The following is a 24,637-nucleotide window of genomic DNA, read 5'->3' on the forward strand; positions in this document are numbered from 1 at the left end:
AACATCCGGCGTCGATACGCTCCCTCGAGAGGGTCACATGAAAGCGCCTTCACTCACGCTCGGGATCGAAGAGGAATACCAGGTCGTCCATCCGGAGACCGGCGAACTCACGTCGTTCATCACCGAGATTCTGGAGGGTGATGAAGAGACGCGCGAGCAGATTCATCCCGAGCTTCACCAGGCCTGTGTGGAGACGGCAAGCGAGGTCTGCCGCGATGTGGGTGAAGCGCGCGAGGAAGTCCTGCGTATGCGCCGCCTCGTCAGCAGCCGGGTAGCCGAGAAGGGGCTCGCGATCATGGCCGCGGGCACTCACCCCTTCTCGACCTGGGAGCAGCAGGATATCACGCCGATCGAGCGCTACGTCGGTCTGAGAGAGGACCTGCAACAGGTCGCCGAGCGGAATCTGATCTTCGGCACGCACATCCACGTGGGCATCGAGGACCGCGATTTCATGGTCGACGCGATGAATGTGTCGCGGTATTTCCTCCCGCACGTTCTGGCGCTTTCCACCAGTTCCCCGTTCTGGGAAGGATCGAAGACCGGGCTGCACTCCTACCGCAGCATCATCTGGCGAAATTTCCCGCGTACGGGGATCCCGATGAGCTTCGGAAGCTGGAACGAGTACGAGCACTTCATCGAGACGATGGTGCGCTCGAACACGATCCGGGATTCGAGCAAGATCTGGTGGGACGTCCGGCCCAATCACAAGTTCCCGACGCTAGAGTTCCGCGTGTGCGACATGTGCACGCGCGTGGAGGAAGTCGTGTGCATCGCCGCCATCTTTCAGGGGATCGTGGCGAAGCTGTGGAAGCTCCGGCGCGACAACCTCACCTTCCGGCAGTACCCCGAGGTCCTGCTCGCGGAGAACAAGTGGCGTGCCGCGAGGTACGGGCTCACCGGGAAGCTCGTCGATTTCGGGAGGCAGAGCGAGCACCCGGCCTCGGATCTCATTGTCGAGCTCCTCGAGTGGTTCCTCGATGATGTGGTGGACGAGTTGGGAACCCGCGCGGAGGTGGAATACGCGCTCCGGATCCTGAAGGAAGGGTCGAGTTCGCAGCGGCAACTCGCCGTGTACGAGGAGACCGGCGACATGACGGCGGTTGTCCGGCACCTCATCGCGGAGACCGCCGAGGGCGTCTGAGGAGCGGCCCTGCGCGCCGGTGCCGGGGGTTCAGCGCGGCCGGACGCGAATCGAACTCTGCTTCTCGGGGTGCCGCCCCCTCTTGTCGGCGTAAAAGGCACGGATGCGCTCCATGTCTGCTTTGATGTCCCCGCTCGGCATGAAGACATCGCCAATCCCCACCGTGCGGTCCGCGTAGTTCACGAAGCCGAGCGCGAGCGGCACTCCGGCTCCGTGCGCGATCCAGTAGAAGCCGCTCCGCCAATGGTCGCGGCGGCTGCGCGTACCCTCGGGCGCGAGCACGAGAGTGAACTCCGGTTCTCTCTCGAACGCCTCGACGACGTGGCGGACGAAATGCGTGGTATGAGCCCGGTCGACGGGAATACCGCCCAGGCGCCGCAGAAGACCGCCGAATGGCCTGCGGAAGATCGTGTGCTTGCCGACCCAGCGGGCGGGGATGGGGACGCTCCAGAAGCAGAGCAAGGCGAGCGGGAAGTCCCAGTTCGACGTGTGCGGGGCCCCGATGATGACGCACTTCGCTCCCGGGGCTGCGCCAACGGTCCGCCAGCCGGCGAGCTTCAGCAGGCCGCTCGCCAGACGCCGGATCACGGGATGCGGAACTCCGTCTCGGCGAGGATCCAGCGGCAGCGCTTGCCGCGCGGCGGCCGCTCGACGTGCTCGGCCACAACGTCCGCCCCCATCCGGATCTCGACCCTCACGGGGCGTGGCGGACACCCGCCGGCGCCGGCGCGCACCCAGAGCCGCGTGCCGCGGTCCGCGCCGAAATCCATCTTCCACTCACCGACGATGTCCTTGGCCCGGAGTACCCTGCCCTCGTCGATGTACTGGACGCGGCACTCGTCGCTTATGCTGCACGAGATGTAGTAGCCCACCCGAAAGTCGTGCTCGGCCGTCTCCGGCCGCGGTCCGGACGGTCGTCCGCCGCCGGAGCCGAAACAAGCGGCCAGACTCGCGCCGAGGGTCGCCAGCGCCACGCCGAGGGCAACCCGTGGTGCTCGCCGGCCGTGCCCGTGCGGTTTCATTACATCATGCCGAGGTCCCGTGCGGTCCGGTCGATCCCCGCCCGGGCCTTCGTCACGAGCTCGTCGATCTCCTCGCGCGTGATCGTGAGCGGCGGACTCGTGCACACGACGTCGCGCATGGCGCGGAAGACGACGCCCTCGTCGTAGAGGTGCTCGTGGCAGAGCGCTCCCACCTGCCCCACGGGCTCGAACAGCTCCCGCGTCGCCTTGTTCTTCGACAGTTCGACGCCGCCCAGGAGACCGACCCCCCGCACCTCGCCGACGAGCGGATGATCGGTCAGCTCCCTCAACCGGGCCTGGAAATAGGGGCCGGTATCCTCCCTCACTCGTTCGACGACGCCCTCCTCCTTCATGAGCCGCAGATTCTCCAGCGCGACGGCGGCCGAAACGGGGTGCCCCGAGTACGTGTATCCGTGCGGGATCACACCCCCTTCGGCGAGCACGCCGAATACTGCGTCGGTCATGAGGACGGCGGACATCGGCAGGTAGCCGGAGGTGAGCCCCTTGGCGATCGTCATGAGGTCGGCCTCGATCCCGAACTTCTGCGCGCCGAACCACTCGCCGGTGCGGCCGAAGCCGGTGATCACCTCGTCACAGACGAGCAGCATGTCGTTCTCGCGGCAGATGCGCTGGATCTCGGGCCAGTAGTTGTCCGGCGGTACGATGACGCCGCCGGCGCCGATGACGGGCTCGCCGATGAACGCCGCGACGCGATCCGCGCCGAGCTCCGCGATCTTCTCCTCCAGCGCCCGTGCCGCCCGCGCGCCGGTTTCCTCCGGTGTCTCGCCGGGCGTCCCCATGGCGAACCAGTACGGAGGCATGACGTGCTCGAAGCCTGGCAACGGCAGGTCGCCCACGGCGTGCATGGCCTCGAAACCGCCCAGGCTGGCCGCGGCCATCGTGCTGCCGTGATAGGCGTAGGTACGGCTGATGAACGTCTTCTTTTCCGGCTTCCCGCGGAGATCCCAGTACCTGCGAACGAGGCGGACGATGGTGTCGTTCGCCTCGGAACCCGAACTCGAGAAGAAGGTGTGCGCGATCGCGCCCGGCGCGAGGTCCGCAAGGACCCGCGACAGTTCGATCGTGGCCGGGGGCGCCGAGCGGAAGAACGTGTTGTAGTAGGGGAGTTCGACCATCTGGTCGTACGCCGCTCTCGCGAGTTCCTCGCGTCCATAGCCGAGATTCACGCACCACAGGCCGCCCATGCCGTCGAGGATGCGCCGACCATCGGAGTCGATGAGATGACGGCCCTCCGCGCCCACGATCACGCGCGTCCCTTTCTCGGCGACGACCCGGGGGTCGACGAAGGGGTGGACGTGATGGCGTCGGTCGATGTCCTGCCATTGAGCCGTGGCGGTCGTGGCGGTCACGCGGTGCCTCCTGGTCGGGTTTCCGGGGCAAACAACATATCAGCCGCGCGCGGCTCCACGAGCCTGAGCGCCGCGTGGAGGAGGACGTTGGCGCCCGCCTCCGCCTGTGCAGGCGTGATGCTCTCCGCCTCGTTGTGACTGATGCCGTTCCTGCAGGGGACGAAGATCATGCCCGTCGGCGCGATGTCGTTCGTATGGACGGAATCGTGCCCGGCGCCGGCCATGAGGCGCATGGATGTGTATCCGCAGGTGTCCGCGGCGGCATGGACGGCCTCGATACACGGTTCCGCGAACCGGACCGTCGGGGAGCGCCAGACGTCCTCCAGCCGCCACGACGCGCCGCGATCGAGGCCCGCGCGGGACGCCTCCTCGCGGAGAGTACGCTCCATGTCGTCTAGCGTCGGATCGTCGGGGTGGCGGAGATCCACACTGACGGTGACACGGCCGGGGACGGTGTTCCGCGAGGCCGGCGCCGCCTCCAGAACCCCAAGGGTCAGGCGTCCGTGCGGGGCGAAGTCGCGTTCGATGCGGCGAAACGCGTCGACAAGAAACCGGCCGAGCACCGCCACCGGATCCGTTCGCCGGGACATCGGCGTCGATCCCGCGTGCGCTTCCTCTCCCGTGATCGTCAGGTCGAACCACCGGGCGCCCTGCACACCGGTCACCACGCCGATCTCGCATTCGTTCTCCTCGAGAACCGGGCCCTGCTCGATGTGCAATTCGAGGGCCGCGGCGACCGCGCGGCCCCCGACGGGGAGCCCGCCGCGGTAGCCGATGCGGTCGATGGCGTCGGACACGGTCATCCCGCCCGCACCCCACGCTCCTCGAGCGTCTCCACCACCTCCAGCGCCGCGAGAACGCCGAGCGGACCGTCGAACCGGCCCCCCGTGGGCTGGCTGTCGAGGTGACTCCCGAGGATCAGCGGGGGCCGGGTGTCGCCACCGGCGCCCTCCATCGCCTCCCGGCGGGCGAACATGTTGCCGAGCCGGTCGACGGTCACGACGAGGCCCAGCGACTCGGCCCAGGCCCGGAAGAGATCGCGCGCGCGACGGTCCTCGTCGCCCAGGGCGAGGCGGTGGACGCCGCCGGCCGGGGTCGCGCCGATGCGCGCCATCTCCTCGAGCCGTCCCCAGAGCCGGTCTCCATCGACGCGGAGCGTCAATGGGCGGGAGGGGTCGTGCCGGTGAGGACCGCCGTGACGAGGAGGAGCAGGCCCGCCGCGCTCAGTTCGAGGGTGACGGTCGGCGGCAGACGGGGCGGGCCACCGGCATCGCGCACCCGGCCGGGGGCGCGCTGCCAGTTGTACGCGCCGCAGCCCAGGATGCCGAGGAGGACGAAGAGCTTCAGACTCAGCCTCCGGCCGTAGGGTTCGGCCCACAGCGCCGAGACGGCACCGAGGTGGAGCCACGCGGCGAAGAGTCCGGTGGCCGCGATGATCGCCGCCGATCCGAGGGCGAGCGGCGAGAAGGCCGAGATCCAGTCGATGATGCGGCGTCTCGATATCGAAATCCCCCGGCGCCGGCCCAGGAACAGGACCCCCGCCATCACGGCCAGCGTACCCAACCACACGCCTCCGGCCACCATATGGAAGACATCGGCGGTGATCGCCGGGGTGACGAAGTGTTCGGCCCCGGCCGCATGACCGGCCAGGGCCGGTGTGTACGCGAGGAGGGCCACCCCCGCCACCGCCACGATCCAGCCAAATTCCGCCCGCGGGCCCCGCGCGCAGGCGAGGGCGAAGGCGGACGCGGAGAGGACGACCGCCGTGATCTGGCCGAGCCACGCCCGACCCCAGGAAGTCCCGGTCACGAGCAGGCGCACCTCGGCCCCCAGCGGTTCGAACGGATCGCGAAAAACGCTCACTTCCGTGGCGAGGCGACCCAGGGCGCCCGCGCCGGCGAGCAGTACCGCGAGGGCGCCGATCCGCGCTGCCAGTCTCTCCGGCATGCCCCCGGCAGCTTCGTCCTCCATCGGCCCGAACCCGGGGAAGCGCCTCAGGATTACGAGCTTGAAGGCCACCGCCCCCACCGCGACGAGGAGACCGGTGAACAGCGCCCAGCGCGAGAGCGTGCCGATCACGAACCACATGTCGGTATCCAAGTGGGCGAAGAGGGATTCGAACCCCCGACCTCCTGCTTGTAAGTCGCTCAACGAGTGACGTGGATCACGGCAAGAAATTCGTATAAAGTCAACCAGGACTGCACGATCTGCCATTCTTGCGGACGGGCCGCATCTGAATCCATCACACCGAAACAGCTGCAAAATTGCATCAATTGGCAGGAATCCCGATCATCTCCATGCCCCTGTTTCTGGACGGGATCTTGTTCGCCCCTCCGTTCTTCCTGCCGGTCGGCGCGACCGCATCCGGACTGGCGGGCGTCACCTCCCCAGCCTGACCGCATCCCGGAAGCCGCGTGATGTCGAGAAGCCGGCGTCGCCGATTCGCCGGAGCGGGTCGGGAAGATCGCCTCCCCAGTCGCGCAGGATGGCGCGCACCGATCCGGTCTCCGGGTCGGTGACGAGAGTGATCGGACGATCCGCGTCGGCACTCACGCTCACCGTGCCTTCCGGTCCCTTAAGCGTGATCCGGTCCAACGAACTCGCCCAGTCGAAGTCGACCGGAACCATGAACAGAAAAGTACTTGTCGCCGAACTGGTCCATGCCCGGCGCGAAGGTTAGCGAGAACTCCGTTGCGCCCGAGTCATCCACTCCCTCGATGCGGTACTGGCCGGTCTGCTGCGGAAGCCGTGACGGCGCGGTGGCCCGGAACGCGGGCTCGATTCTGAGTTGGCCGTTCACGACCCCGCCCCACAGCACCAGCACCTCCGATTCCTGTCGTGCGGCGGCGACCAATGCCCGCGCCCGGTCCCCCTCGACCCTTTCCCGGTACTCGATCACCTTCTCGAAGTAGTAGTCGCTGAGCCAGCCCCGCTCGTAGTAATACCCCATGTGGACTTACCCCGTTTTGGTGGACGGTTAACAGTGGTGGTTTCCTCCTCTTCCGACCAGTCCCCGGGAGGGGAGGACGGCTCGTGGGTCATACCGCCGCTCCCCGCTCGCGCGCCTCGAAGCTCGCGGGCGACTCGTAGCCGAGGCTCGTCTACCTCCCGCTCCGTCGCATCCTTCTTCCTCGCCATGGTCTCCTCCCGCTTCCAGAGTCTACTCCATGGCCATTTACACAGAAATCAGCACACTCCCGGCCGCGATGCGCTCCCTGTGCGAGGGCCGCTTCACGACACCCCGCCTGCGATCTTCGCGTACTCGGCCAGCGGACGGCGCTCGACCTCGACGATCTTCGGCGGTGTCGCTTCACGGGTCGTGGAGTCCTCCGGCTCCGGCGGCGCGGCCAGCGACCGGTAGGGCTGCGCGGCCAGAGGCGTGAGGTAGGGCCGCTCCCGCTCGAAGCGGTCGGCGGGCCGCTCCTTCAGCGTGCCGTGGATCCGCACGTTGGCCTCGCCCTCGACCCAGCGCCGGGCCCGGGCGTTGAGGTCGGCGTCGGAGACGAACTCCCGGCCGTAGAAGAAGCTCTTCCGGATGTAGCCGATCGGACGCTCCACCTTCCCCTTCGTCTGCGCCCGGTACGGACGGCAGGCCCGGATCCGGAAGCCCCAGTGGCGGCTGAAGCGCAGGAACTCCCCGTTCTCCAGCAGCCGACCGCCCTCCGCGCGTCGGTCGGCGGTGATGACCGCCTTCATCTGGTCGAACAGCAGCTCCGACGGCACCCCGCCGAAGTAGGCGAAGGAGGACTCCAGTCCCCGCATCACGACCCGCATCGTCTGCCGCTCGTAGTAGCCGAGCCACATGAGACGCGAGTAGCCCAGCACCACCACCAGCGCGTGACGCCTGCCCCATGGAAGCCGGAAGTCGGCGAAGTCCACCTGCCCCTGGTGCCCCGGAGGCGTCTCGAAGCGCCTGGCCGGCTCCTCCGGCTCCCGCGGCCGCACCTCCCGCACGTAGCGCTTCACCTGGTCGTAGCCGCCCGCGTAGCCCGCCGCCCGCACCTCCCGGAACAGCCGTACCGCGCTCAGCTTCGGGTACGCGGCCAGACGGGCCCCGATGATCCCCTTGTACGGATCCAGCTTCGACGGCGACGGGCGACGCGGTCCGTACCTGACCGCTTCGTCGTCCAGCTCCCGGTCCAGCTGTCCCGAGGCGATCCAGCGGTGCACCGTACGGCGGCTGACCCCCAGCCGCCGCGCCACCTCCGCCTTGCTCGCGCCCTCTTCCAGGTAGTGCCGCAGAAGCACCCGCGTCTCTCTCCCGATCATCGCGTCTTCTCCTCTTGCGAGTGAAGACGCCATCGTGACGCGGCACGATCCGCTACTCCAGAGACCCCCCGGCACCCACCCGGACCGTGCCATTTTCGATGCCCGGATGTGTGCAGTTTTCAACGCCCGCCAACAGCAGTATCGGGCAAGGCAGTTCCAGGCCGAGATCAAATGGCTCGGCATCCGCTCCACACCCGCCTACGTGGGCGAGCCGGAGTGCAACGGCGTCGCGGAGCGCTTCATCCGCACGCTCAAGTAGGAGTGCATCTATCTGCACCACTTCGAAACCCTCGAGGAGGCCAGAGAGGTGATCGGGGCCTTCATCGAGCGCTACAACAACGGCTGGCTTCTCCAGCGCCACGGGTACATGACCCCGGCCCGTGCCCGCGAGAAGCTCAGCCGGAGGGCGGCATGATGTTCAAAGCCGTCCCCTTGTCCAGAAAACCGGAACCGGACACAACTCATCAACCGGCGCTACGGCAACGGCTCGACCGTGCTCACCTCCAACAAGGGCTTCGAAGAGTGGGGCCGCATCCTCGGCGACGAGGTCATGGCCGCCGCCCTGCTGGACCGGCTGCTCCACCGGTGCCACATCGTGAACATCCAGGGAAACAGCTACCGGATGCGCCGCCACGCCGAACTCTCGAAGGCGATCCATCCGCTGGCGAGCCGGATAGACGCCGAATCTCCGGCGTCCGGAGAGGGTCGGTCATGACCACCGCGCTCCCGGCCCGCTGCCCCGCTCCGCTCCCTCCGCGGGGCAGCCGTCGAACCGGGACATCTTCACCGCCGATTGACACTCAGCGCAGGAGGAACGCCAAGGGAGCCGGAATCAGCGCCGCCAGTCCGCCGCGCCGGGGAGCCCGCTGCTGACCATCACCTCGAGCCCCGGCTCGGGAGCAAGGTCCTCCGCCGCGCTCTGGGCGAGCGGTCCCGACGGAAGGTCCGTGAAGATCGCGCGCACCGCGCCCGTGTCCGGATCGCGCAGGATCGCCATCGGAGATTCGCTCCCCTGCGTTATCTCGACGCTGCCCGGGGGCCCGGAGACCGAAAGGCTTGCAAGCTCCGTGGCCCACTCGGCCTCTACCGGAAGGGCGAAGGCGAATGCACCCCCCCCGTCGCCATCCCACACCTCGACCATCTGGAAACTGAGCGAGAAGAGTTCGCTCCCGTCCCGGCGACGACCGCTCAACTGCCACGGCCCGCCGGCATGCGGCAGCACCGGCCGCGTATCCACCACGAACGCGGGGTCGAGCCTCGGTTCGCCGTCCGCAGAGACGCCGCCTGAAACCAGCAGCGTTCGGCTTGCCGCCGGGGGCCGCCACACCTCGAGCGTGTCCTGGAGCCGGAAGCGCAGTGCGTTTGAGAAGTAGTAGTCGCTGACCCACGTCGGGTCGCAGTAGGTCATGAAGTCCGGCCGGTCCGGGGGTACGAGCGAACCGCCATCTCGGGGATCATATCCCCAGACGCCGCTCCCCCCGTCCTCGTAGGGATAGCTGGGGTCCGGGCCTCCTTCTCCTCCGCTGCAGAGCACATGGAACAGGCTCATGTTGTGCCCGAGTTCGTGCGCGAACGTCTCCGCGTTCAGCCGCGAGACGGCGGCCTTTCCGTTATAGGTGATGCTGTCGGTTACGAACGGAAACGTCGCAATGCCGTTTATGTTGCCAATGGACGACGCGGTGAGGCCCATCCAGTGTCCGATCCCATCCTCCATGACCCGGATCGCCCCGACCCTGTCCCGAATCTCAAGCATGCTGTTCGCGTCGACCGTGACGGCCTCATGCCTGGTGATCTCCAACTCCTCGACTGGCAGGTAGGTCCTTGTCTGGAAGAAGAACTCGTCCTCGGCGTCGGCGTTGACGACAAACGAGACGGCCGCGCGATCGTTGTCCGCGGTTCTGACGAACGGGATCAGTGTGAGCAGCAGGGGGGGCACGGCCTTCACATCCACCGCCATCCGCCCGCTCTCGGGGATGCGCCTCGACACGCCCAGATTCGGATCGAGCGTGCCATCGGGGTCGATTTCGACGACCATCTCCAGCCCCTCCTGGATTACCTCGGCGGGGATCACCGCGTGGGGCGAAAGATCGAGTTCGCCCTCCTGCACTTCCGTCGGAATCACGGACGAACCCGCCGGGATGTCCTCCACGCGCACCTCCGCACCGTCCACGAAGAAGGTGGCCCGGACCGGAGGGATCATCGCCCCCGTGTCCTCTTCGGACGTCACGAACACGCGCAGGAGTGCCTCCCTGCCGGCCACCAGAGGGACGGGAAACTCGCGCGACTGTGCCGCCTGAATCAGGTAGGCCTCGGCGTGGGCCTCCCCCCCACACAGGCGGATCCGGTACTTGAAATACACGGACTCCGTCCAGTTGCGGAAAGCCGGTGTCCGGGGCATGCAAAGTCCGGTGTCCTCCGCCATCAGTTCCCAGAGTTCCTCGAGCTGCGTCAAGCCTTCCGGCAAGGGGCCCGACAGGTCGGGATTGCCGTGCACCCATAGGCGGTAGAGTTCGCTTGCGTCACCCAGCTCCGGCGGCAGAGGACCGGCGAGCTTGTTGTTGTCCAAGAACAGGAACGCGAGGCTGTCTATCTGTCCCAGTTCCGGAGGAATCGGGCCCTCGATCATGTTATTGGAGACAAAAAGAGTCCGAAGGCTGTCGAGCTGCCCGAGCCAGGAGGGGAGCGGATCGGTCAACTCGTTCTCGTAGAGGAGGATTCGACGGAGTTTCCCGAGTGCCGTCAGGCTTTCGGGCAAACCGCCCTCGAGGTCGGTGTCCGTAATGCGGAGGACTCTCAGTTCGGTGAGCTTCCCGAACTCCTCGGGAATCGTACCGTCGAAACCGGCCTCGTACAGGTGGAGTTCCAGGAGGCTGGCGAGGTTGCCCAGTTCCGGCGGAATGGGGCCGCTCATCTGGTTTCCGCCCATCCAGAGCGTATCGAGGTTGACGAGGTTCCCGATCTCCGGAGGAATCGGGCCGGTGAAGTTGTTCCCGTCGATGTCCATCCGCCGCAGTTCGGTGAGCGCGCCGATTTCCGGCGGGACCTCGCCCTCCAGTTCATTGTAGTCAAGACGCAAACGCCGCAGGTGCGGGAAGTACTGGATCTCCGTCGGGACCTCTCCCGACAGGTTGTTGCGGTTCAGGTTGATCGAGATGACCCGCCCCGTGGAATCGTCGACCGAGATGCCGAACCAGTTCTCCAACGGGGCATCGGTCCCCCAGTTGGCCGACTGCGTCCAGCTCTCCCCGCCCATGGCTTCGTAGAGCTTCATGAGGTCGGCGCGTTCCTCGTTGCATGCGAGGAACGCGCCGTCACGCGTCGGAATCGCGTTCAGCCATGCCTGAAAGTCCTCGTCCCTTACCGTGCACAACATCGTCCCGCCGTACTGGAGTTGCTGGATGCCGAGTTCGGTGAGCGAGTGCGGGATCGGACCCTCGAGTTCCGCGTTTCCGTTTACGACCACCTCGGTGAGGAAGGCCATGTCGCCGAGGTTCGCCGGCAACTGACCCTTCAGGTTGTTCTCGCTCAGGTTGAGCGCCGTCACGCGGGCGTTCGCGTTCGCCGTCACACCGTGCCAGCTCTCGACCGGCTCGTCCGTTCCCCAGTTGGTGTTGTTGGTCCAGCCGGAGCCGAACGTGCCCGCGTAGAGGTCCATGAGGATCGCGCGATCCTGGCTGTGCACCGCTACCGGGGCGGAATTCGAGACGGGGCCCGACGTGGCGGTCAGGCTCGCGTTGCCCTCCTTGAGCCCGGTTACGAGCCCCGCCGCATCCACGGTCGCGGTCGCGGGATCGGTGCTGGTCCACGTCACCACCGCGTCGGAGATCGGCTGCGCCCGTTCATTCAGGACGCGCGCCCTCACTCGGAGCGTATCCCCCGCCACGACGGCCACCGTCTCCGGTTCCAGCGTGATCCTCGCCGGCACGTTCGCTGTCGGCGGTGGAGGGGGCGGCCCGGGCCGCGGCCCCGCCGTTTCCTCCCCGCCGCAGGAGAGGATGGCCAACAGCAGAGCGCCCATGGCGACCGTACGGGCCGTATGGGCGCGGGCGGGCGGCCTGGGGAGGTAACGGGATACGCAAGAGGAGTCGGCGTGTTTCACGATGGATCCGCTTTCGAGTCTGGTGAGAAACCGCACCGTCAGCATGACGCTAACGGCGGCGACTAAAGGGCCTTATAGCCCCGTCGCCTAACTTACCCCGTCTTAGTCGACGGGTGAAATGGGCCGCAGCCCGGAAGATGGAGCTGTCCCGCTTTCACGGACGGTTAGTTTCTGTGGTTGATCGTCTCGGGTTCTTCTCCTTTCGGCCTCTCTCAGGCGCTCGGGAGAGGACGTCCGTGCGCGCCGCCGGTGCGCCTCAGGCCGCATGGTTCCTCTCGTAGTCTGCCGGCGACTCGTAGCCGAGTGCGGAGTGCAGCCGCCGGGTGTTGTAGAAGCCCTCGATGAAGCCGAAGACCTCCCGTCGCGCCTCGTCCGCCGTGCGGAAGGAGCGCTTCCAGATCAGCTCGCACTCGAGCGTCGCGAAGAACGACTCGCACATGGCGTTGTCGTACGCATCGCCCGCCGAGCCCATGGACTGGGCGATGCCCGACTCGCGACAGCGCTCCCCGAAGGCGAGCGAGGTGTACTGCGAACCCCTGTCGGAGTGATGGACGATGCGCCCCCGGGGACGACGGCGCGCGAGGGCCATCGACAGCGCGGCCTCGACGAGTTCGGTCCGCATGTGCGTCGCCATGGCCCAGCCGACGACGCGACGGCTCCAGACGTCGAGCACAACGGCCAGGTACAGCCAGCCCGCCCAAGTGGGCACATACGTGATGTCGGCCACCCACAGCTCGTCGGGCCCGGAGGCCGAGAAGTCCCGCCTCACCAGGTCCGGCGCGGGCCGGGCCTCGGTGTCCCTCTTCGTCGTCGCCGTCTTGAAACGCCGCCTGGTCGCGCCCTCGATCCCCAAGCCCCTCATCAGCCGCCCCACGCGCTTCTGGCCCACCCGCTCGCCCTCGGCCCTGAGCGTCGCGTGGATCCGCGGACGGCCGTACGTCTCGCCGCTCCCGGTCCAGATCGCCCCGATCCGCGCCTCGAGTTGCGCGTCCCGCCGCGCGCGGTCCGAGGCAGGACGCTTGAGCCAGTCGTAGTAGCCGCTGGGGGAGAGACCCAGCACCCGGCACATGGCCCGAAGCGGAAACTCGGCCCGGTGCGCCTTCATGAACGCGTACCCCCGCCGGGGATCGATCCGCTCTCCTGCGCGGGGCACCGCCGCGCAGCGGTGGTCAGGCCGCGGCTTTTTTTAGGATGTCCCGCTCCATCCTGAGCCGCTTGTTCTCACGCTCCAGGCGCCGCAGTTCGTTGCGCGCCTCCGTCGTCAGCCCGTCGCTACGGAACCCCTCGTCCACGTCCGCCCGCCGGACCCAGTTCCGGATCGTCTGCTCCGACGGATCGAACTCCCGGGCGAGTGACGCGGCGCTACGCCCGCTCCTCGCCAGTTCCACCAGCCGCTCCCTGTACTCGGACGGATACCGCCCCTGCCGGCCCGCCATAGGACACCTCCTTGCTTGACCCCAATGGATAGGTGTCCGTCAAAGCGGGGCAACTCCACGAGATCATGGGCGGAGGCGGTCTGCTGGAGGCGCTGACGAAGCGGGTGGTGGAGCGAGCGCTGGAGGGCGAGTTCACCGACCACTTGGGCTACGAGAAGCACGCGAGAGAGGGCCGCAACGGCGGCAACTCGCGCAACGGCCGTACGCGGAAGCGAGTGAAGCCGGACACGTCGGAGTTCGAGATCGAGGTTCCGCGGGACTCGACGAGAAGGTGATCGCGCTGTACGCGCGGGGCATGACGACTCGTCAGCGCCTCCAGAAGACCGCCTCCGCCCATGATCTCTTCCGGGCTGCGGCCCTCCAGCAGGCTGTCGAGAAGCTCGTTTACCTCCCGCTCCGTTGCATCCTTCTTCCTCGCCATGGTCTCCTCCCGCTTCCGGAGTCTACTCCATGGCCATTTACACAGAAATCAGCACACTCCTACCTGACCCCGTTCTTCGATTGTCCGCCCGAGATCCGCAAGGTCATGTACACGACGAACGCGATCGAGGCCCTGAACGCGCAGCTCACGAAGGTGACGAGGAAGCGCGGCGCGTTCCCAACCCCGGAGGCGGCCAGGAAAGTGCTGTACCTTGCGATCGAGAGGGCGTCACAGCGCTGGACCCGGCCCGTTCAGGACTGGACCGGCGCCCTGAACCACCTGTCGATCGTGTTCGAGGGCCGAGTGCCCGTTTGAGTGCGAGGGCCATTTACACAGAAAATCTGACAGTCCCCCTGATGACAATCCCGGGCATCGGGCCGGTCACCGCGATGGCCAGCCAGGCCTTCGCGCCGCCGATGGAGAGCTTCCGGCGCGGGCGCGACCTCCTCGGCTTGGCTCGGCCTCGTGCCGCAGCAACACACGACCGGAGGCAAGCCGAGGCTGGGCGGGATCTCGAAGATGGGTCAGCGCGATCTCAGGCGGCTCTTAGTCTCCGGAGCGATGACCGTTGTCACGCATGCGGTCCGGCGCGGCGAATCCACAGATCCGTGGCTGGCCGGGATGCTGGCACGCAAGCCGAAGAAGCTGGTGGCAGTTGCGCTCGCCAACAAGACCGCGCGGACGACCTGGGCGCGTCCCTTATGGCCGCCAGTCCAAGGGGCTCGGGATCCCGCTGCTCACGAGGGGCGTGGTCGAGGGAGGGAGCACGCCGGCGCCGTCGGCCGCGACCTGGGCTTCCGGCGACTCCCGTAGAATCGCCACGATCCGGCGGCTCGCCGAGTCCAGCACCAGCGTCGTCGCCGGCCGCGACGTGTCCCCGGCCTCGAGCGCGACGGACCCTTCCGGGCCGGTGAGCCTGATCGTTGCAAGCGCCCCGGCCCAGTCGTCCCCGACCGGGATCGCGAAGAGGAAGCCGGCGGCGCCGGGGGTCTCGGTGTCGGCGACCTCGTTCATGGCAAACCGGAGCCTGAACAACTCGCCTCCATGGTCGTCGGAGCCGACCAGCCGGTAGGGCCCGGCTCGCTCGGGCAACGCGGGCGGCGCGTCCAGCACGAACGCGGGCTCGATCCGCAAGCGGCCCTCTTCAACGCCGCCGCGCACCACGAGTGTCCGCTGGGGACTCCGCGCGACGACCGCCGCGGTGCCCGGATTCCGGTAGTGGAGCGCCTTCTTGTAGGTGTAGTCGCTGATCCAGTCGTTGGCGCGGCAATACGTCATGATGTCGGTGGCATCTGGATCTACGAGCGTGCCTTGCAGCCGGTCGTATCCCCAGGCCCCGATCCGTCCGTTGGTGTGGGGGTATCTCCCATCGACGCCTTCGGGGCCGCCGCATGGAGAATGACTCAGCGACAGGTTGTGCCCGAACTCGTGCGCGACGGTGTGGCCCTCGAAGCGCGATACGCTCAGGTGGCTGTTCACGTACGCAATGCCCAAGACGCCCCCGTCGATCCACGGTGGCACGCCCATGTAGTAGCCGGACGCGGCATCGGCCGCGTACAGCAGTTGGAGATCGTCCAGCACCCGGTCCATGTTCTCCTTCGGGTCGTAATCCACGAACACTGCCTCGCGCACCGAGACGTTCATGTCGGCGACGGGCAGCCACTCGCGGGTCTCGTAGAACGCCTCGTGCTCCGCCGTGAGTCCGTCCACGGCCTTGAGCCCCGACGAGTCGGGCTTCTCCTGCCACAGGAACGGCACGGCCGTGACGTTGAAGGGCGGCATGGCGCGGATGTCGAGCGCCATGCCGCCTTCCGCCGGAATCCGCCCGCCGATTCCAAGCGACGGGTCCAGCGTGCCGTTCGGGTCCACCTCGACCACCATCTCCGTGCCGGGCACGATGACGCGGGCCGGCACCACGGCGTTCGCCGTCCGTTCCAAGTCTCCCTCGGCCATCTCCCAGGGGACCGGTTGCGAACTCCCGTCGATCAGGACCGAATGCGTCTCGGTCTCGCCCCGGTGGAAGGTCGCCCGGACCGGCGGCATCGACGCGACCACTCCGGAGTCAGCCATCACGAACACCCGCAGCAACGCCTCCTCCTCCGCCACCAGCGGCACCGCGAAGTCGTGCGATTGAATCGGTTGGGTGAGATAAGCTTCCACGGCGGGGGCTCGCGGCTCGAGGGAACTCTTGACCGCATAGGCACCCCGGGTGTTCGCGTAGCGCCCCCAGACCTGAACATAGTAGGAGCCGGGACCAACATTGTTCACGATCACCATGTCGGAGCCCTCGTCATCGAGGCCCATGAGCCGATTCCGGTCATCGTACAGCGCACCAATGAGGGTCGCTTCACCCTCGGATTCCAGCGTCAACGTCCCGGCCCCGGCGATGTCGAGCCGGAACCAGTCCTCGTCATCGGCGCTCTCCAGTTCGCCCTCGAACCGTTCTCCGACCTCGCCAACGCTCGCGCCCCCGGCATCGTTGCCGTGATCGTCCGGGCACAACTCCACCTCCGCATCCCCGATCCGCCCCAGCCAGTCCCGGAACCGCTTCGCGCCCGGAAGGCAGAGCCCGGTGCCCTCAAGCCGCAACGTCGACAGCAGGGCCAGCCGCAACATCCGCTCCGGCAGTTCTCCGCCGAGTCCGGCGTTGCCGCCGAGCGCCAGCGTCCTCAGATGGGTCAGGTCCCCGGTCTCAAGCGGAACAATGCCCGACAGACCGTTGTCCCCGAGCTCGAGCCCCGAAACCACGTCGGCCGTGTCCGCGGTCACGCCATGCCAGTCGTCCAGCGGAGCGTCGGTCAGCCAGTTCTCGCTGTTGCTCCAATCCTCGCCGTTCGTCCACCTGTAGAATTCCTTGAGAATGTTGCGGTCCTTGTCCTCAACGATCTCGCAGGGGTCGGCCCACACCTCGTCCAGGCCCTGAAGCCACAGCCCGAACGCCGTCGTCGGCGGGACGCACAGATCGGTGTCGCTCAGGCTCATCCTCTTCAGGGCTGTCAGATCGGTCAGTGTCGGCGGCAACGGGCCGGTCAGTTCCGGGTTTCCGAGCAGCCACAGCACTTCGAGCTTCGCAAGATCGCCGAGTTCGGCCGGAAGCGGTCCGCCCACGCCGCTGCTTTGCAGTTGCAACTCCTTCAGTTCGGTCAGGTTGCCCAGCTCCGGCGGAATCGGGCCGCCGAGGCGGTTGGGGCCGAGTTCGATAACCCGCAGTTCGGCCAGATTGCCCAGCTCCGGCGGAATAATGCCCGACAGGTGTAGCCAGCCGATGCGCAGCGTCTGAAGACCAGCGAGGTGCCCCAGCTCCGGCGGTATCGAACCGGTCAGCTCGTTGTTGTAGAGTCCCAGTTCCCTCAGGCTTGAGAGCTTTCCCAACTCCAGCGGTATCGAACCGGTCAGATCGTTGCTGCCCAAGCCCAACACCTCCAAGCTGGACAGCTCGCCCAGCTCCGGCGGTATCGAACCGGTCAGCTCGTTGTTGTAGAGTCCCAGTTCCCTCAGGCTTGAGAGCTTTCCCAACTCCGGCGGGATCGAACCGGTCAGATCGTTGATGCCCAGGCCCAACATCTCCAAGCTGGACAGCTCGCCCAGCTCTAAAGGGATCGGCCCGGTCAAACTGTTGACGTTTAGGTCGAGCCCCTCCAAGCTGGACAGCTTGCCCAGTTCCGGCGGTATCGGCCCGGTCAAATCGTTAAAGTGGAGCCACAGTTCGATCAGCTCAGACAGATCGCCCACCTCTGACGGGATGTAACCCTTGAGGTTGTTGTCAAGGAGGGCAAGGTGCGAGACCCGTCCATCGGTGGCCCAAACACCTTCCCAGTCTTCGAGCGGGGCATCCGTCAGCCAACCCTCACTCCTCTTCCAGTTCGGCCCATCGGTTGCCTCGTAGAGTGCGACCAGCGCCGCCCGGTCGTCGTTCCCCTGATCGCTCGCGACGGTGATTTGCGCGATGCCCCGGACATCTCCGACCGCCGCCGTGATCGTGGCCGCCCCCGTGCTGCCAGCCCGCACCAGTCCGGATGCGTCCACCACCGCGACCGTGTCGTTGCTTGACGACCAGACGAAGCGCGCGCCCTCAACCGGCTGGCCGTTGCCGTCCGACGCCTCGGCGGTTAGCCGCACGGTGTCTCCTGGACTGAGCCGACTCGACGCTGGAGACACGGTAACCGCGGCAACCACCTGCATGACGATCAAAGTCGCTTCCCCGGCCGCTTCGCCCGCCGTCGCCGTGACCACCGCCGCTCCGTTGCCCGTCGCGGTCGCGAGGCCCGCCCCGTCCACCGCCCCGACCAGCGCATCGCTGGTCGACCACGACACCGAGGCGTCGGGCATGACGGCACCATGTTGGTCGCGCACCTCCGCGGCGAATGCGACCGTCGTCTCCAAGGCCGTCAGCTCCGCCGTCGCGGGCGTGACGGTCACGGTCGCCGGGCGCGGAGGAGCGGGTCCGGGTTCCGTGCTGCCGTCACCGCACGAAAGAGCCGACAGCGCTACCGCCAACAGGCCCGCCGCAGCGAACCGGGATCGGTAGTTCTCAACCATGGCATACGCACGGGCCGCTCCGAGCGTGACGGTAGCGACCCCTTGCGGAAAGGCCCATCAGCCCCCGTTCCGGGGCTTGGCTGCACCCGACCTCGGAAACCCGTCTCCTCCCTCGTACTCGATGTACTCGATGCCCGCGCGCAACGCCGGGCGAACGACCCAACGGAACGTCCGAGGAGAACCGACGCGCCGATCCGGTTGGCTGACCCGGCGATGTCGGCGCACCGGTAGTGCTCCACCATCCCGTACGGAGACACCGGCTCGGCGACGCGCTCACTGATGCCAACGTAGTGCCCGCGACACGCGACGCTGTTGCCTCCGACGATCCCGGCTTCTACAATGAAACGGCACTGCCCCGCGCCTCATCCGTTTCCTGCGCCTGAACCTGCGAAGGCACCAGAGCCAGACAAGCCAGCAGCAGCTTTCGCATCTCGATGCTCCTTCGACAGGTTCACGTACTCTGGAGGTGGCCATTCCCTCCGGCGGGTTCCCTGCCGCCTCCCGCTTCGTTGACAAGCAGTATCCGCGAGGGAGTGGGTATCGACCCGTCCCGGTGCTCCGTGCGAACTCCGGGAGCCGGTCCGCGAGTCGCGGCGCTTCCCGATTCTCGACTTCCGGGCCATGATTCATGGTGCTTGCGGACGGACAGTTCCGAACGCTGTTCGCCCTCCTGGGCGGCCAGGGCCGGGCCGCCGACGCTGTTTGTCCCCAACCGTAAGAATCGCATGGAATCCACGAAGGACTTGCTCGGAGGGGCGCGATTGATCTTCGGACTGCTCGTGCCGCTCGTTGCCGGATGCGTCACGGGGGCCGACGAGGTGGAGCCGGTTGTCGACCTGATCACCAAGACCGAGGACAATCCGTTCTTCGTGACGATGAGGGAGGGCGCAATCGAGCGCGCCGGTGAACTCGGCGTCGAACTGCGCGCCTTCGCGGGGAGATTCAACAGTTGCAAATCCCACCGCAAGCATACCGTTCGCCATCCCTCTCAGTCCCAACCACCGACGCCGCAGCCACTCCACGGCCGCGGCTCCAATGTGGGACATCTTACTTGCCGACTTCAGGGAAACCTTGCATGCCGGGTAAACACTGAGGTACCAAGATCTCAGAACACTCGAACCATCCGTCAGACTCCAGCCCGCGTCCCGCAGCAGAGCGTCGATCTTGACGCGGGAGAAGGCTTTGGTCTTGGCGCTCATGCCTGCCCAAGGGCTCACCGCAGCGCCAAAGGGGGACCATCCCCGGGGAGAGCAACAGCAGCGACGAGGCGCAGGGAGTCCGCGCGGCGGCGTTTCGCCACGGACTGTTCTAGGTCTCGGAAAAACCGTCAAAGGACAACACGCACCTAACAAGGTCCACTTGACGCCGAATCCCCAACTTCTTCTGCATCCTCTTGATATGCCACCGCACGGTCTCCAACGAACGACCCGTGTATTCGGCGATTCCCCGGGGGGTTCCGCCGGCAGCCAAGAGCGTGGCAATCTCCGCCTCGGAACGAGTCAAATTCAAGACTCTGTGCAAGAGATCCGAATCGACGGCGATCGAGCGCTCAGGGTCGGCAACTGCAACCATCGTGGCGATCGGCTCCTTGTTCAGGCGCCGAACGAGAAGACCCAGCGGGAGCGACGGAGACGGGCGCTTCAAAGCCATACTCCCGGGTTTCCCCAAATCGCCGAACGCGGGTAGAGCGGCCCGGAGGAGCTGAGACAGCCGCGAATCATCGGCGGGACGCCGGGCGCGTAGCACTCCGTCGTCTTCAAATAAGGCGTCGCCCTCCCGTAAGAGCTTCAACGCCAAGTCGTTCGATGCCACAATAGACCTGTCCAGCGCCAAATGGATTATCGCGACACCCTTGTTCACGAGCGGCACCGAAGCACGGCAATCTGGATTGTCACACAAGGTTGACATCAAGTATCCCTTGCAAGAATGTCGTGAGCAAGCTAGAAGACCATAGCTCGCTCCGGCTGTCAAAGCGGCATCGAACATGTCCCGGGCTGGGTAATGGGCATCGGAAACAAGTATTACGCCCATGATGAAGGATCAACGGGACTGTCAGATTCTCTGCGCAAATGGCCCTCGCATTCATAAGGATGCCCCGCGCGTACAGCGCGATCATCTTCTCGTCGAACCCGCCCAGCCTACGCTGGCCCTTCCTGACGAACTGCGGGCCTCCCGCTCGGTTGCATCCCTCTTCCTCGCCATGGTCTCCCTCCGCTTCCGGCGTCTACTCCATGGCCATTTACACAGAAATCAGCACACTCCCTAACTATTGGCGTTGGATGACTCGGACGATCCGCCCCGCATCGTCGACCACAACGATGGGGCCTCTCCGGATGTCGTCTCCATACGGGATCCGCTCGCCGTCCTCGACCGCGCGAGCTGCGTCCGCATCGGGAAGCCCGTAGGGATCGACCGCCGCAAGATCGACCAAGTAGCCGAGGTCCGCCAACGACTGAACGGTGATTGCGCTCAATGGTTCCGGGCCGGGATTCGCAAATCCGGTCATGAGTTCGGTTACCAGCACGGCTTGACGCCAGTGGCCATTCCACGTCCCCGGGCCGTGGCGGTTCTCGACGGGCACCTTGGCGCCAACATAATTTCCGCCGCCGGCTTCGTCGAATGCTTCGACGGCCAGCGGGCCCGTGAAGTGGGTGTCGGGCTCCTCGCTTTCGGAGGCGGGGTTCCGGAGCAGTCCGAGAGGCCCCCAGAGGACTCCGATGCCCAACACATGTCCCATTTCGTGCAGGATGAGGTCCTCCAGCTTGCCGCGGCGCTCAATCCGCTCGAGGTCGGCGGCGTCAAACGTCATGCTGCCATAGAACGGCAGCAGGCTCCCGTCGCGCACCCGGCAGGGGCCGGCTCGCGCCAGCGTCCCGTGTGAACCATCGATTTCTTCAACAACCGCCACGATCATCAGGTCGTCGATCATCTCGACGTCGCGTGCGAATCTCGGATCGCCGCGGCAACCCAGGGTCCGGTTCGGCGCAACGTCCGGGAGATCCGTCGGCGCGAGGATCGTCATCCAGCGCTCAGCCGCGGCACGAAAGGCCGCTTCCTGAGCCTCGGTCAGCGAAGTTGCGAACACGAGTTCGATCTGGAAGCCGGAAAGGGCGCCTACGACGCTCACGCCGAGCGTGAAGGAGACGCTCAGGCCACCGGGGTCGCTGGCCTTGATCGTCACGGTGGCGTCGCCCGGCGCGACCGCCCGTAAGGTCACGACGCTGCCGGACGCGGAGGCCGCTGCCACGCCGCCGTTCGACGAAGCCGCCGAGTAGGAAAGCGCGTCGCCGTCGGCATCCGTGAAGTGTGCGGAGACATCCACCACCGCCGTCTCGCCGACGGAAAGCGTCCGTGACGGGATCGTTCCAACCACCTCCGGCACCCGGTTGGGCACGGTCACTTGGAAACTCTGCTGCGCCACCTCGCTTTGCGGATCGCGAGCCGTGACGGTCACCGTCACGAGCCCCCTTGTAACCGCGGTCACCGTGACGGAATCTCCCGCCGCCGAGACATCGGCAACCGCGGCGTTCGACGACGCTGCCGTAAAGGACAGGCTCTCTCCGTCCGGGTCCGTGAAAAAGGCGGACACGTCCACCGTCGCCGTGTCGCCCACAGCCAACGTCAGCGGCTGGATCGTCCCCATCGGCTCCGGGGCCCGATTCGGCACGGTAACCTCAAACATCCGCTCGACGCTCGCGCCATCCACATCACTCGCGCGCACCGTGACCATCGCGACCCCCGGGGCCAGACCCCGGATGGCGATCTCCGCTTCCGATACCGCAACCGCCGCAACGTCGGTTCTCGACGACGTGGCGCTGTAGCGCAGCGCGTCGCCGTCGGGGTCGCTGAACCAAGCGGACGCATCCACCGTAGCGGCCTGTCCCGCGAACAAGGTCTGCGCCGGAATCTCGTCCGCCGCTTCCGGTCCCCGGTTCGGCACGGTCGCCTGAAATCTCTGCTGCGCGATCAGACCACGTGAATCGCTGGCCATCACAGTGACCGTCACAATGCCTCTCGCGTGTGCGGTGACCACGACCGAAGCGCCCGACACCGAGGCGCTTGCGGCCGCGTCGTTCGATGAATTCGCCGTGTAGGCAAGGGCGTCCCCGTCCGGGTCGCTGAAGTAGGCAGAGACATCGACAATGGCCGACTCGCCGACGGACACCGTCACGGCGGGGATCGTGCCCACCGCCTGTGGCCCCCGGTTCGGCCGAGTGGCCGGGTCCGTCACCTGGTGCCCGTCACCGCAGGCTGCGGCCCATGCGGCGGCGATCCAGACTGCCGCCGTCTCGAATCCGCGTGCGCACCTTCGCGCCACAGATTTCCCGCCGCTCGGATGGTCGCCGCTCCGGCGGGGCGGGCTCTTGCGGTTCACTGCTTGTTGCTGCCGACGCCGTCCAAGCGACGCTCGGTCGCGTCAGCGGCATGTCCCAAGAGATCGCGGGCGGCTCTTGCGGCATGTCCCAAGAGATCGCGGGCGGCTCTTGTCGCACTCGACATCGCCGCGCTGCTCACCGCGCCGGTCACATGCACCCAGTCGAAGTGGACGGCGGAGCGGCTCTCCGGTCCCACCAACCAGATATCAGTAATTGTCCGCAGGGCAGGAAGAAATGACAAGGTCGGCGTAAACCGGAGGATTTCGATCTCCCCGGCCGCCATGAACACCTGTCCGCCATCACGTCCGATCGTGAAGTCGGTGAACTCACCCGGCTCGTCGTTAACGGCATCGGAGTAACCGGACAGATTCGAGGCGAAGAACCAGCTTCCCTCCGCCGCGTCAAAAAACAGGAACCTGTAATTGTGTTCTCCGGCGGGTCCCAGGCTGAAACCCACAGCCGGGTAGTCGGCGTCCCCCGTGAGCCAGTACACCCGAACCGTTCCGTCGCTCGTGGCGCGGCCCAGCCTGGCCCGGATCGTCCACTCCGTCAGCGCCGGTTCGAGCGAGCGTTCCGCGACTCCAATCATATCGTCGCTGGTTGGCGTTAGTCGCAGGAGACCATCGGTGACGGCGGCGTCGGCGTTGCTGACCTCCCAGTCATCCAAGCTGGCGACCGAATCGAATTCGTCCCGGAATCCGCCGGCGCCGACCGCCACTGTGACCCCGACGCTCTGAGTCGCCGACAGGCCGCTCGGATCCGTCGCCGTCAACGTCACCGTCGCCGTTCCGGCAGCAGCCGCCGTCAGCGTCAGGGTGCTGCCTGACAGGACGACCGAGACCACGCCCGCGTCGCTTGATTCCACCCCGTACGTCAGCTCGTCGCCGTCTGGATCGGTGAAAAAGATCGACACGTCCAGGTCGACCGCCTGACCCGCCGTGATCCTCTGCGGGGGGAGCGCGCCCACCGGCTGGGGCGCCCGGTTGGCCGCCTCGACCGTCAACCCGCCGCTCTGCGTCGCGCTCAGGCCGCCCGGGTCGGTGGCCGTCACGGTCACGGTCGCGGTCCCCGCCGCCAAGGCCGTGATCGTCAGGCTGCTGCCCGATACGCCGACGGTGATCACGGAGTCGGCGCTGGACTCCGCCTCGTAGTTCAACTCGTCCCCGTCCGGATCCGTGAAGAAGGCGGATACGTCCACCGTCACGGCATGACCGGCTGAGATCGTCCGGGTCGGGATCGCGCCCACGGCCTCCGGCGCCCGGTTGGCCGCCTCGACCGTCACCTCCGCGCTCTGCGCGGCGGTAAGACCGGCCGGGTCTGCTGCGGTCACCGTCACCGTCGCCGTGCCCACGGCCACTGCGGTCACCGTCAGGCTGCTTCCCGACATGCTCGCGGCGACCACGCGGGCGTCCGCCGATGCCGCAGTGTACGTCAGCTCGTCACCATCGGGGTCGCTGAAGAAGGAAACGACATCGATGGTCGCGGTCTGGCCCACGGCGATCGCCTGTCCGGGAATCGTCCCCACGGCCTCCGGCGCCTCGTTGGCCCGCTCGACCGTCGCCACCCGGCTCTGCGTCGCCGTGAGCCCGTCTGGATCGGTCGCGGTGACCGTCACTGTCGCCGTCCCCGCCGCCACCCCGGCCGCCGTCATCATGTTCCCGGCGAGCGAGACGGAAAGTACACCCGCAGCCGACGATGCCGCAGCGAAGGTGAGGATCCCTCCATCGGGATCGCTGAAGAACGGAGCCAAATCCACCGTCACGGTTTCTCCGACGGTCATCACCAAGGCGGGCATCGAGCCAACCGCCACCGGTGCGGAAGGTGGCGGCGGCGCAGGGCCGCTTCCCCCGTCTTGGCCGCACGACGCGACCCCAGCGAGAACTGCGACAACGAACAGGTAACGGCTTAAGTCCGATGCTCTGAGTCTCAACATTTTAGCCCTTCTGTAAGACAATATGCTCATC

The 24,637-nt window shown here is 66.8% G+C and carries 17 protein-coding genes and 4 pseudogenes; 7 read left to right on the top strand and 14 right to left on the bottom strand.

The window, feature by feature from the left end; translation table 11 throughout:
- Positions 1–37: 37 nt before the first annotated feature.
- Positions 38–1,141, top strand: coding sequence for a carboxylate-amine ligase (locus tag ACOOGH_RS09005; RefSeq protein ID WP_420448593.1), 1,104 nt, complete (start codon positions 38–40; stop codon positions 1,139–1,141).
- Between the two features lie 30 nt (positions 1,142–1,171).
- Here the strand turns inward: ACOOGH_RS09005 and ACOOGH_RS09010 are convergent, their stop codons facing one another.
- The 8 genes and pseudogenes from ACOOGH_RS09010 to istA form a co-directional block, all read right to left on the bottom strand.
- Complete coding sequence (locus ACOOGH_RS09010; RefSeq protein ID WP_420448594.1) at positions 1,172–1,729, bottom strand: lysophospholipid acyltransferase family protein; 558 nt, start codon at positions 1,727–1,729, stop codon at positions 1,172–1,174.
- On the bottom strand, positions 1,726–2,163 hold the full coding sequence (locus ACOOGH_RS09015) for a hypothetical protein (RefSeq protein ID WP_420448595.1): 438 nt from the start codon (positions 2,161–2,163) through the stop codon (positions 1,726–1,728). The genes ACOOGH_RS09010 and ACOOGH_RS09015 overlap by 4 nt, the downstream gene beginning before the upstream one ends.
- Positions 2,163–3,533 (bottom strand): aspartate aminotransferase family protein, encoded by a 1,371-nt coding sequence (locus ACOOGH_RS09020; RefSeq protein ID WP_420448596.1) that lies wholly within the window; start codon positions 3,531–3,533, stop codon positions 2,163–2,165. The genes ACOOGH_RS09015 and ACOOGH_RS09020 overlap by 1 nt, the downstream gene beginning before the upstream one ends.
- A pseudogene (locus tag ACOOGH_RS09025) lies at positions 3,530–4,647 on the bottom strand (M20 family metallo-hydrolase). The gene ACOOGH_RS09020 and the pseudogene ACOOGH_RS09025 overlap by 4 nt, the downstream one beginning before the upstream one ends.
- Before the next feature lie 44 nt (positions 4,648–4,691).
- Entirely contained in the window at positions 4,692–5,621 is a 930-nt protein-coding gene (locus ACOOGH_RS09030; RefSeq protein WP_420448597.1) for a copper resistance D family protein, read from the bottom strand.
- Positions 5,622–5,912: 291 nt separating this feature from the next.
- Complete coding sequence (locus ACOOGH_RS09035) at positions 5,913–6,092, bottom strand: hypothetical protein (RefSeq protein WP_420448598.1); 180 nt, start codon at positions 6,090–6,092, stop codon at positions 5,913–5,915.
- A 16-nt stretch (positions 6,093–6,108) separates the two neighbouring features.
- Positions 6,109–6,483: a hypothetical protein gene (locus tag ACOOGH_RS09040; RefSeq protein ID WP_420448599.1), complete on the bottom strand. Its 375-nt coding sequence runs from the start codon at positions 6,481–6,483 to the stop codon at positions 6,109–6,111.
- A gap of 281 nt (positions 6,484–6,764) precedes the next feature.
- Positions 6,765–7,802 (bottom strand): IS21 family transposase, encoded by a 1,038-nt coding sequence (gene istA / locus ACOOGH_RS09045; RefSeq protein WP_420448600.1) that lies wholly within the window; start codon positions 7,800–7,802, stop codon positions 6,765–6,767.
- 106 nt (positions 7,803–7,908) lie between these two features.
- Here istA and ACOOGH_RS09050 point away from each other — a divergent pair, with 106 nt between their 5' ends.
- From ACOOGH_RS09050 to ACOOGH_RS09060, 3 genes are read left to right on the top strand one after another with little or no spacing between them, the layout of a single operon-like run.
- Positions 7,909–8,061: a hypothetical protein gene (locus tag ACOOGH_RS09050; protein ID WP_420448601.1), complete on the top strand. Its 153-nt coding sequence runs from the start codon at positions 7,909–7,911 to the stop codon at positions 8,059–8,061.
- Between the two features lie 12 nt (positions 8,062–8,073).
- Positions 8,074–8,217, top strand: coding sequence for a hypothetical protein (locus ACOOGH_RS09055; RefSeq protein ID WP_420450098.1), 144 nt, complete (start codon positions 8,074–8,076; stop codon positions 8,215–8,217).
- 48 nt (positions 8,218–8,265) lie between these two features.
- The gene (locus ACOOGH_RS09060; protein ID WP_420450099.1) at positions 8,266–8,517 is read left to right on the top strand and encodes an ATP-binding protein; all 252 of its coding nucleotides are present in this window, start codon (positions 8,266–8,268) and stop codon (positions 8,515–8,517) included.
- 117 nt (positions 8,518–8,634) lie between these two features.
- Here the strand turns inward: ACOOGH_RS09060 and ACOOGH_RS09065 are convergent, their stop codons facing one another.
- Positions 8,635–11,901 (bottom strand): leucine-rich repeat domain-containing protein, encoded by a 3,267-nt coding sequence (locus tag ACOOGH_RS09065; RefSeq protein ID WP_420448602.1) that lies wholly within the window; start codon positions 11,899–11,901, stop codon positions 8,635–8,637.
- 256 nt (positions 11,902–12,157) lie between these two features.
- Positions 12,158–13,337, bottom strand: a pseudogene (locus ACOOGH_RS09070) (IS3 family transposase).
- A 59-nt stretch (positions 13,338–13,396) separates the two neighbouring features.
- Between ACOOGH_RS09070 and ACOOGH_RS09075 the strand changes: the two are divergent.
- The 3 genes and pseudogenes from ACOOGH_RS09075 to ACOOGH_RS09085 form a co-directional block, all read left to right on the top strand.
- Positions 13,397–13,597, top strand: a pseudogene (locus tag ACOOGH_RS09075) (transposase); the annotation flags it as partial.
- Between the two features lie 11 nt (positions 13,598–13,608).
- Complete coding sequence (locus ACOOGH_RS09080; RefSeq protein ID WP_420448603.1) at positions 13,609–14,073, top strand: transposase; 465 nt, start codon at positions 13,609–13,611, stop codon at positions 14,071–14,073.
- Positions 14,074–14,111: 38 nt separating this feature from the next.
- Positions 14,112–14,451 (top strand): annotated as a pseudogene (locus ACOOGH_RS09085) (transposase); the annotation flags it as partial.
- 6 nt (positions 14,452–14,457) lie between these two features.
- Here ACOOGH_RS09085 and ACOOGH_RS09090 read toward each other — a convergent pair.
- The 4 genes from ACOOGH_RS09090 to ACOOGH_RS09105 all read right to left on the bottom strand — a co-directional run bounded on the left by ACOOGH_RS09090 (position 14,458) and on the right by ACOOGH_RS09105 (position 24,636).
- Entirely contained in the window at positions 14,458–18,177 is a 3,720-nt protein-coding gene (locus ACOOGH_RS09090) for an Ig-like domain-containing protein (protein ID WP_420448604.1), read from the bottom strand.
- 1,428 nt (positions 18,178–19,605) lie between these two features.
- Positions 19,606–20,157: a helix-turn-helix transcriptional regulator gene (locus ACOOGH_RS09095; protein WP_420448605.1), complete on the bottom strand. Its 552-nt coding sequence runs from the start codon at positions 20,155–20,157 to the stop codon at positions 19,606–19,608.
- A 406-nt stretch (positions 20,158–20,563) separates the two neighbouring features.
- Complete coding sequence (locus ACOOGH_RS09100; RefSeq protein WP_420448606.1) at positions 20,564–22,672, bottom strand: Ig-like domain-containing protein; 2,109 nt, start codon at positions 22,670–22,672, stop codon at positions 20,564–20,566.
- Positions 22,669–24,636, bottom strand: a complete 1,968-nt coding sequence (locus ACOOGH_RS09105; RefSeq protein ID WP_420448607.1) for an Ig-like domain-containing protein — start codon at positions 24,634–24,636, stop codon at positions 22,669–22,671. Before ACOOGH_RS09105 ends, ACOOGH_RS09100 begins: the two co-directional genes overlap by 4 nt.
- Position 24,637: the final 1 nt, after the last annotated feature.

The sequence above is a fragment of the Candidatus Palauibacter sp. genome, from assembly GCF_965213655.1.
Classification (GTDB): domain Bacteria; phylum Gemmatimonadota; class Gemmatimonadetes; order Palauibacterales; family Palauibacteraceae; genus Palauibacter.

Bases quoted from the DNA above. Each gene is read 5' to 3' on its own strand.
- ACOOGH_RS09005 (WP_420448593.1), top strand. From the start codon at position 38: ATGAAAGCGCCTTCACTCACGCTCGGGATCGAAGAGGAATACCAGGTC.
- ACOOGH_RS09015 (WP_420448595.1), bottom strand. From the start codon at position 2,163: ATGAAACCGCACGGGCACGGCCGGCGAGCACCACGGGTTGCCCTCGGC.
- ACOOGH_RS09030 (WP_420448597.1), bottom strand. From the start codon at position 5,621: ATGTGGTTCGTGATCGGCACGCTCTCGCGCTGGGCGCTGTTCACCGGT.
- ACOOGH_RS09040 (WP_420448599.1), bottom strand. From the start codon at position 6,483: ATGGGGTATTACTACGAGCGGGGCTGGCTCAGCGACTACTACTTCGAG.
- istA (WP_420448600.1), bottom strand. From the start codon at position 7,802: ATGATCGGGAGAGAGACGCGGGTGCTTCTGCGGCACTACCTGGAAGAG.
- ACOOGH_RS09050 (WP_420448601.1), top strand. From the start codon at position 7,909: ATGTGTGCAGTTTTCAACGCCCGCCAACAGCAGTATCGGGCAAGGCAG.
- ACOOGH_RS09105 (WP_420448607.1), bottom strand. From the start codon at position 24,636: ATGAGCATATTGTCTTACAGAAGGGCTAAAATGTTGAGACTCAGAGCA.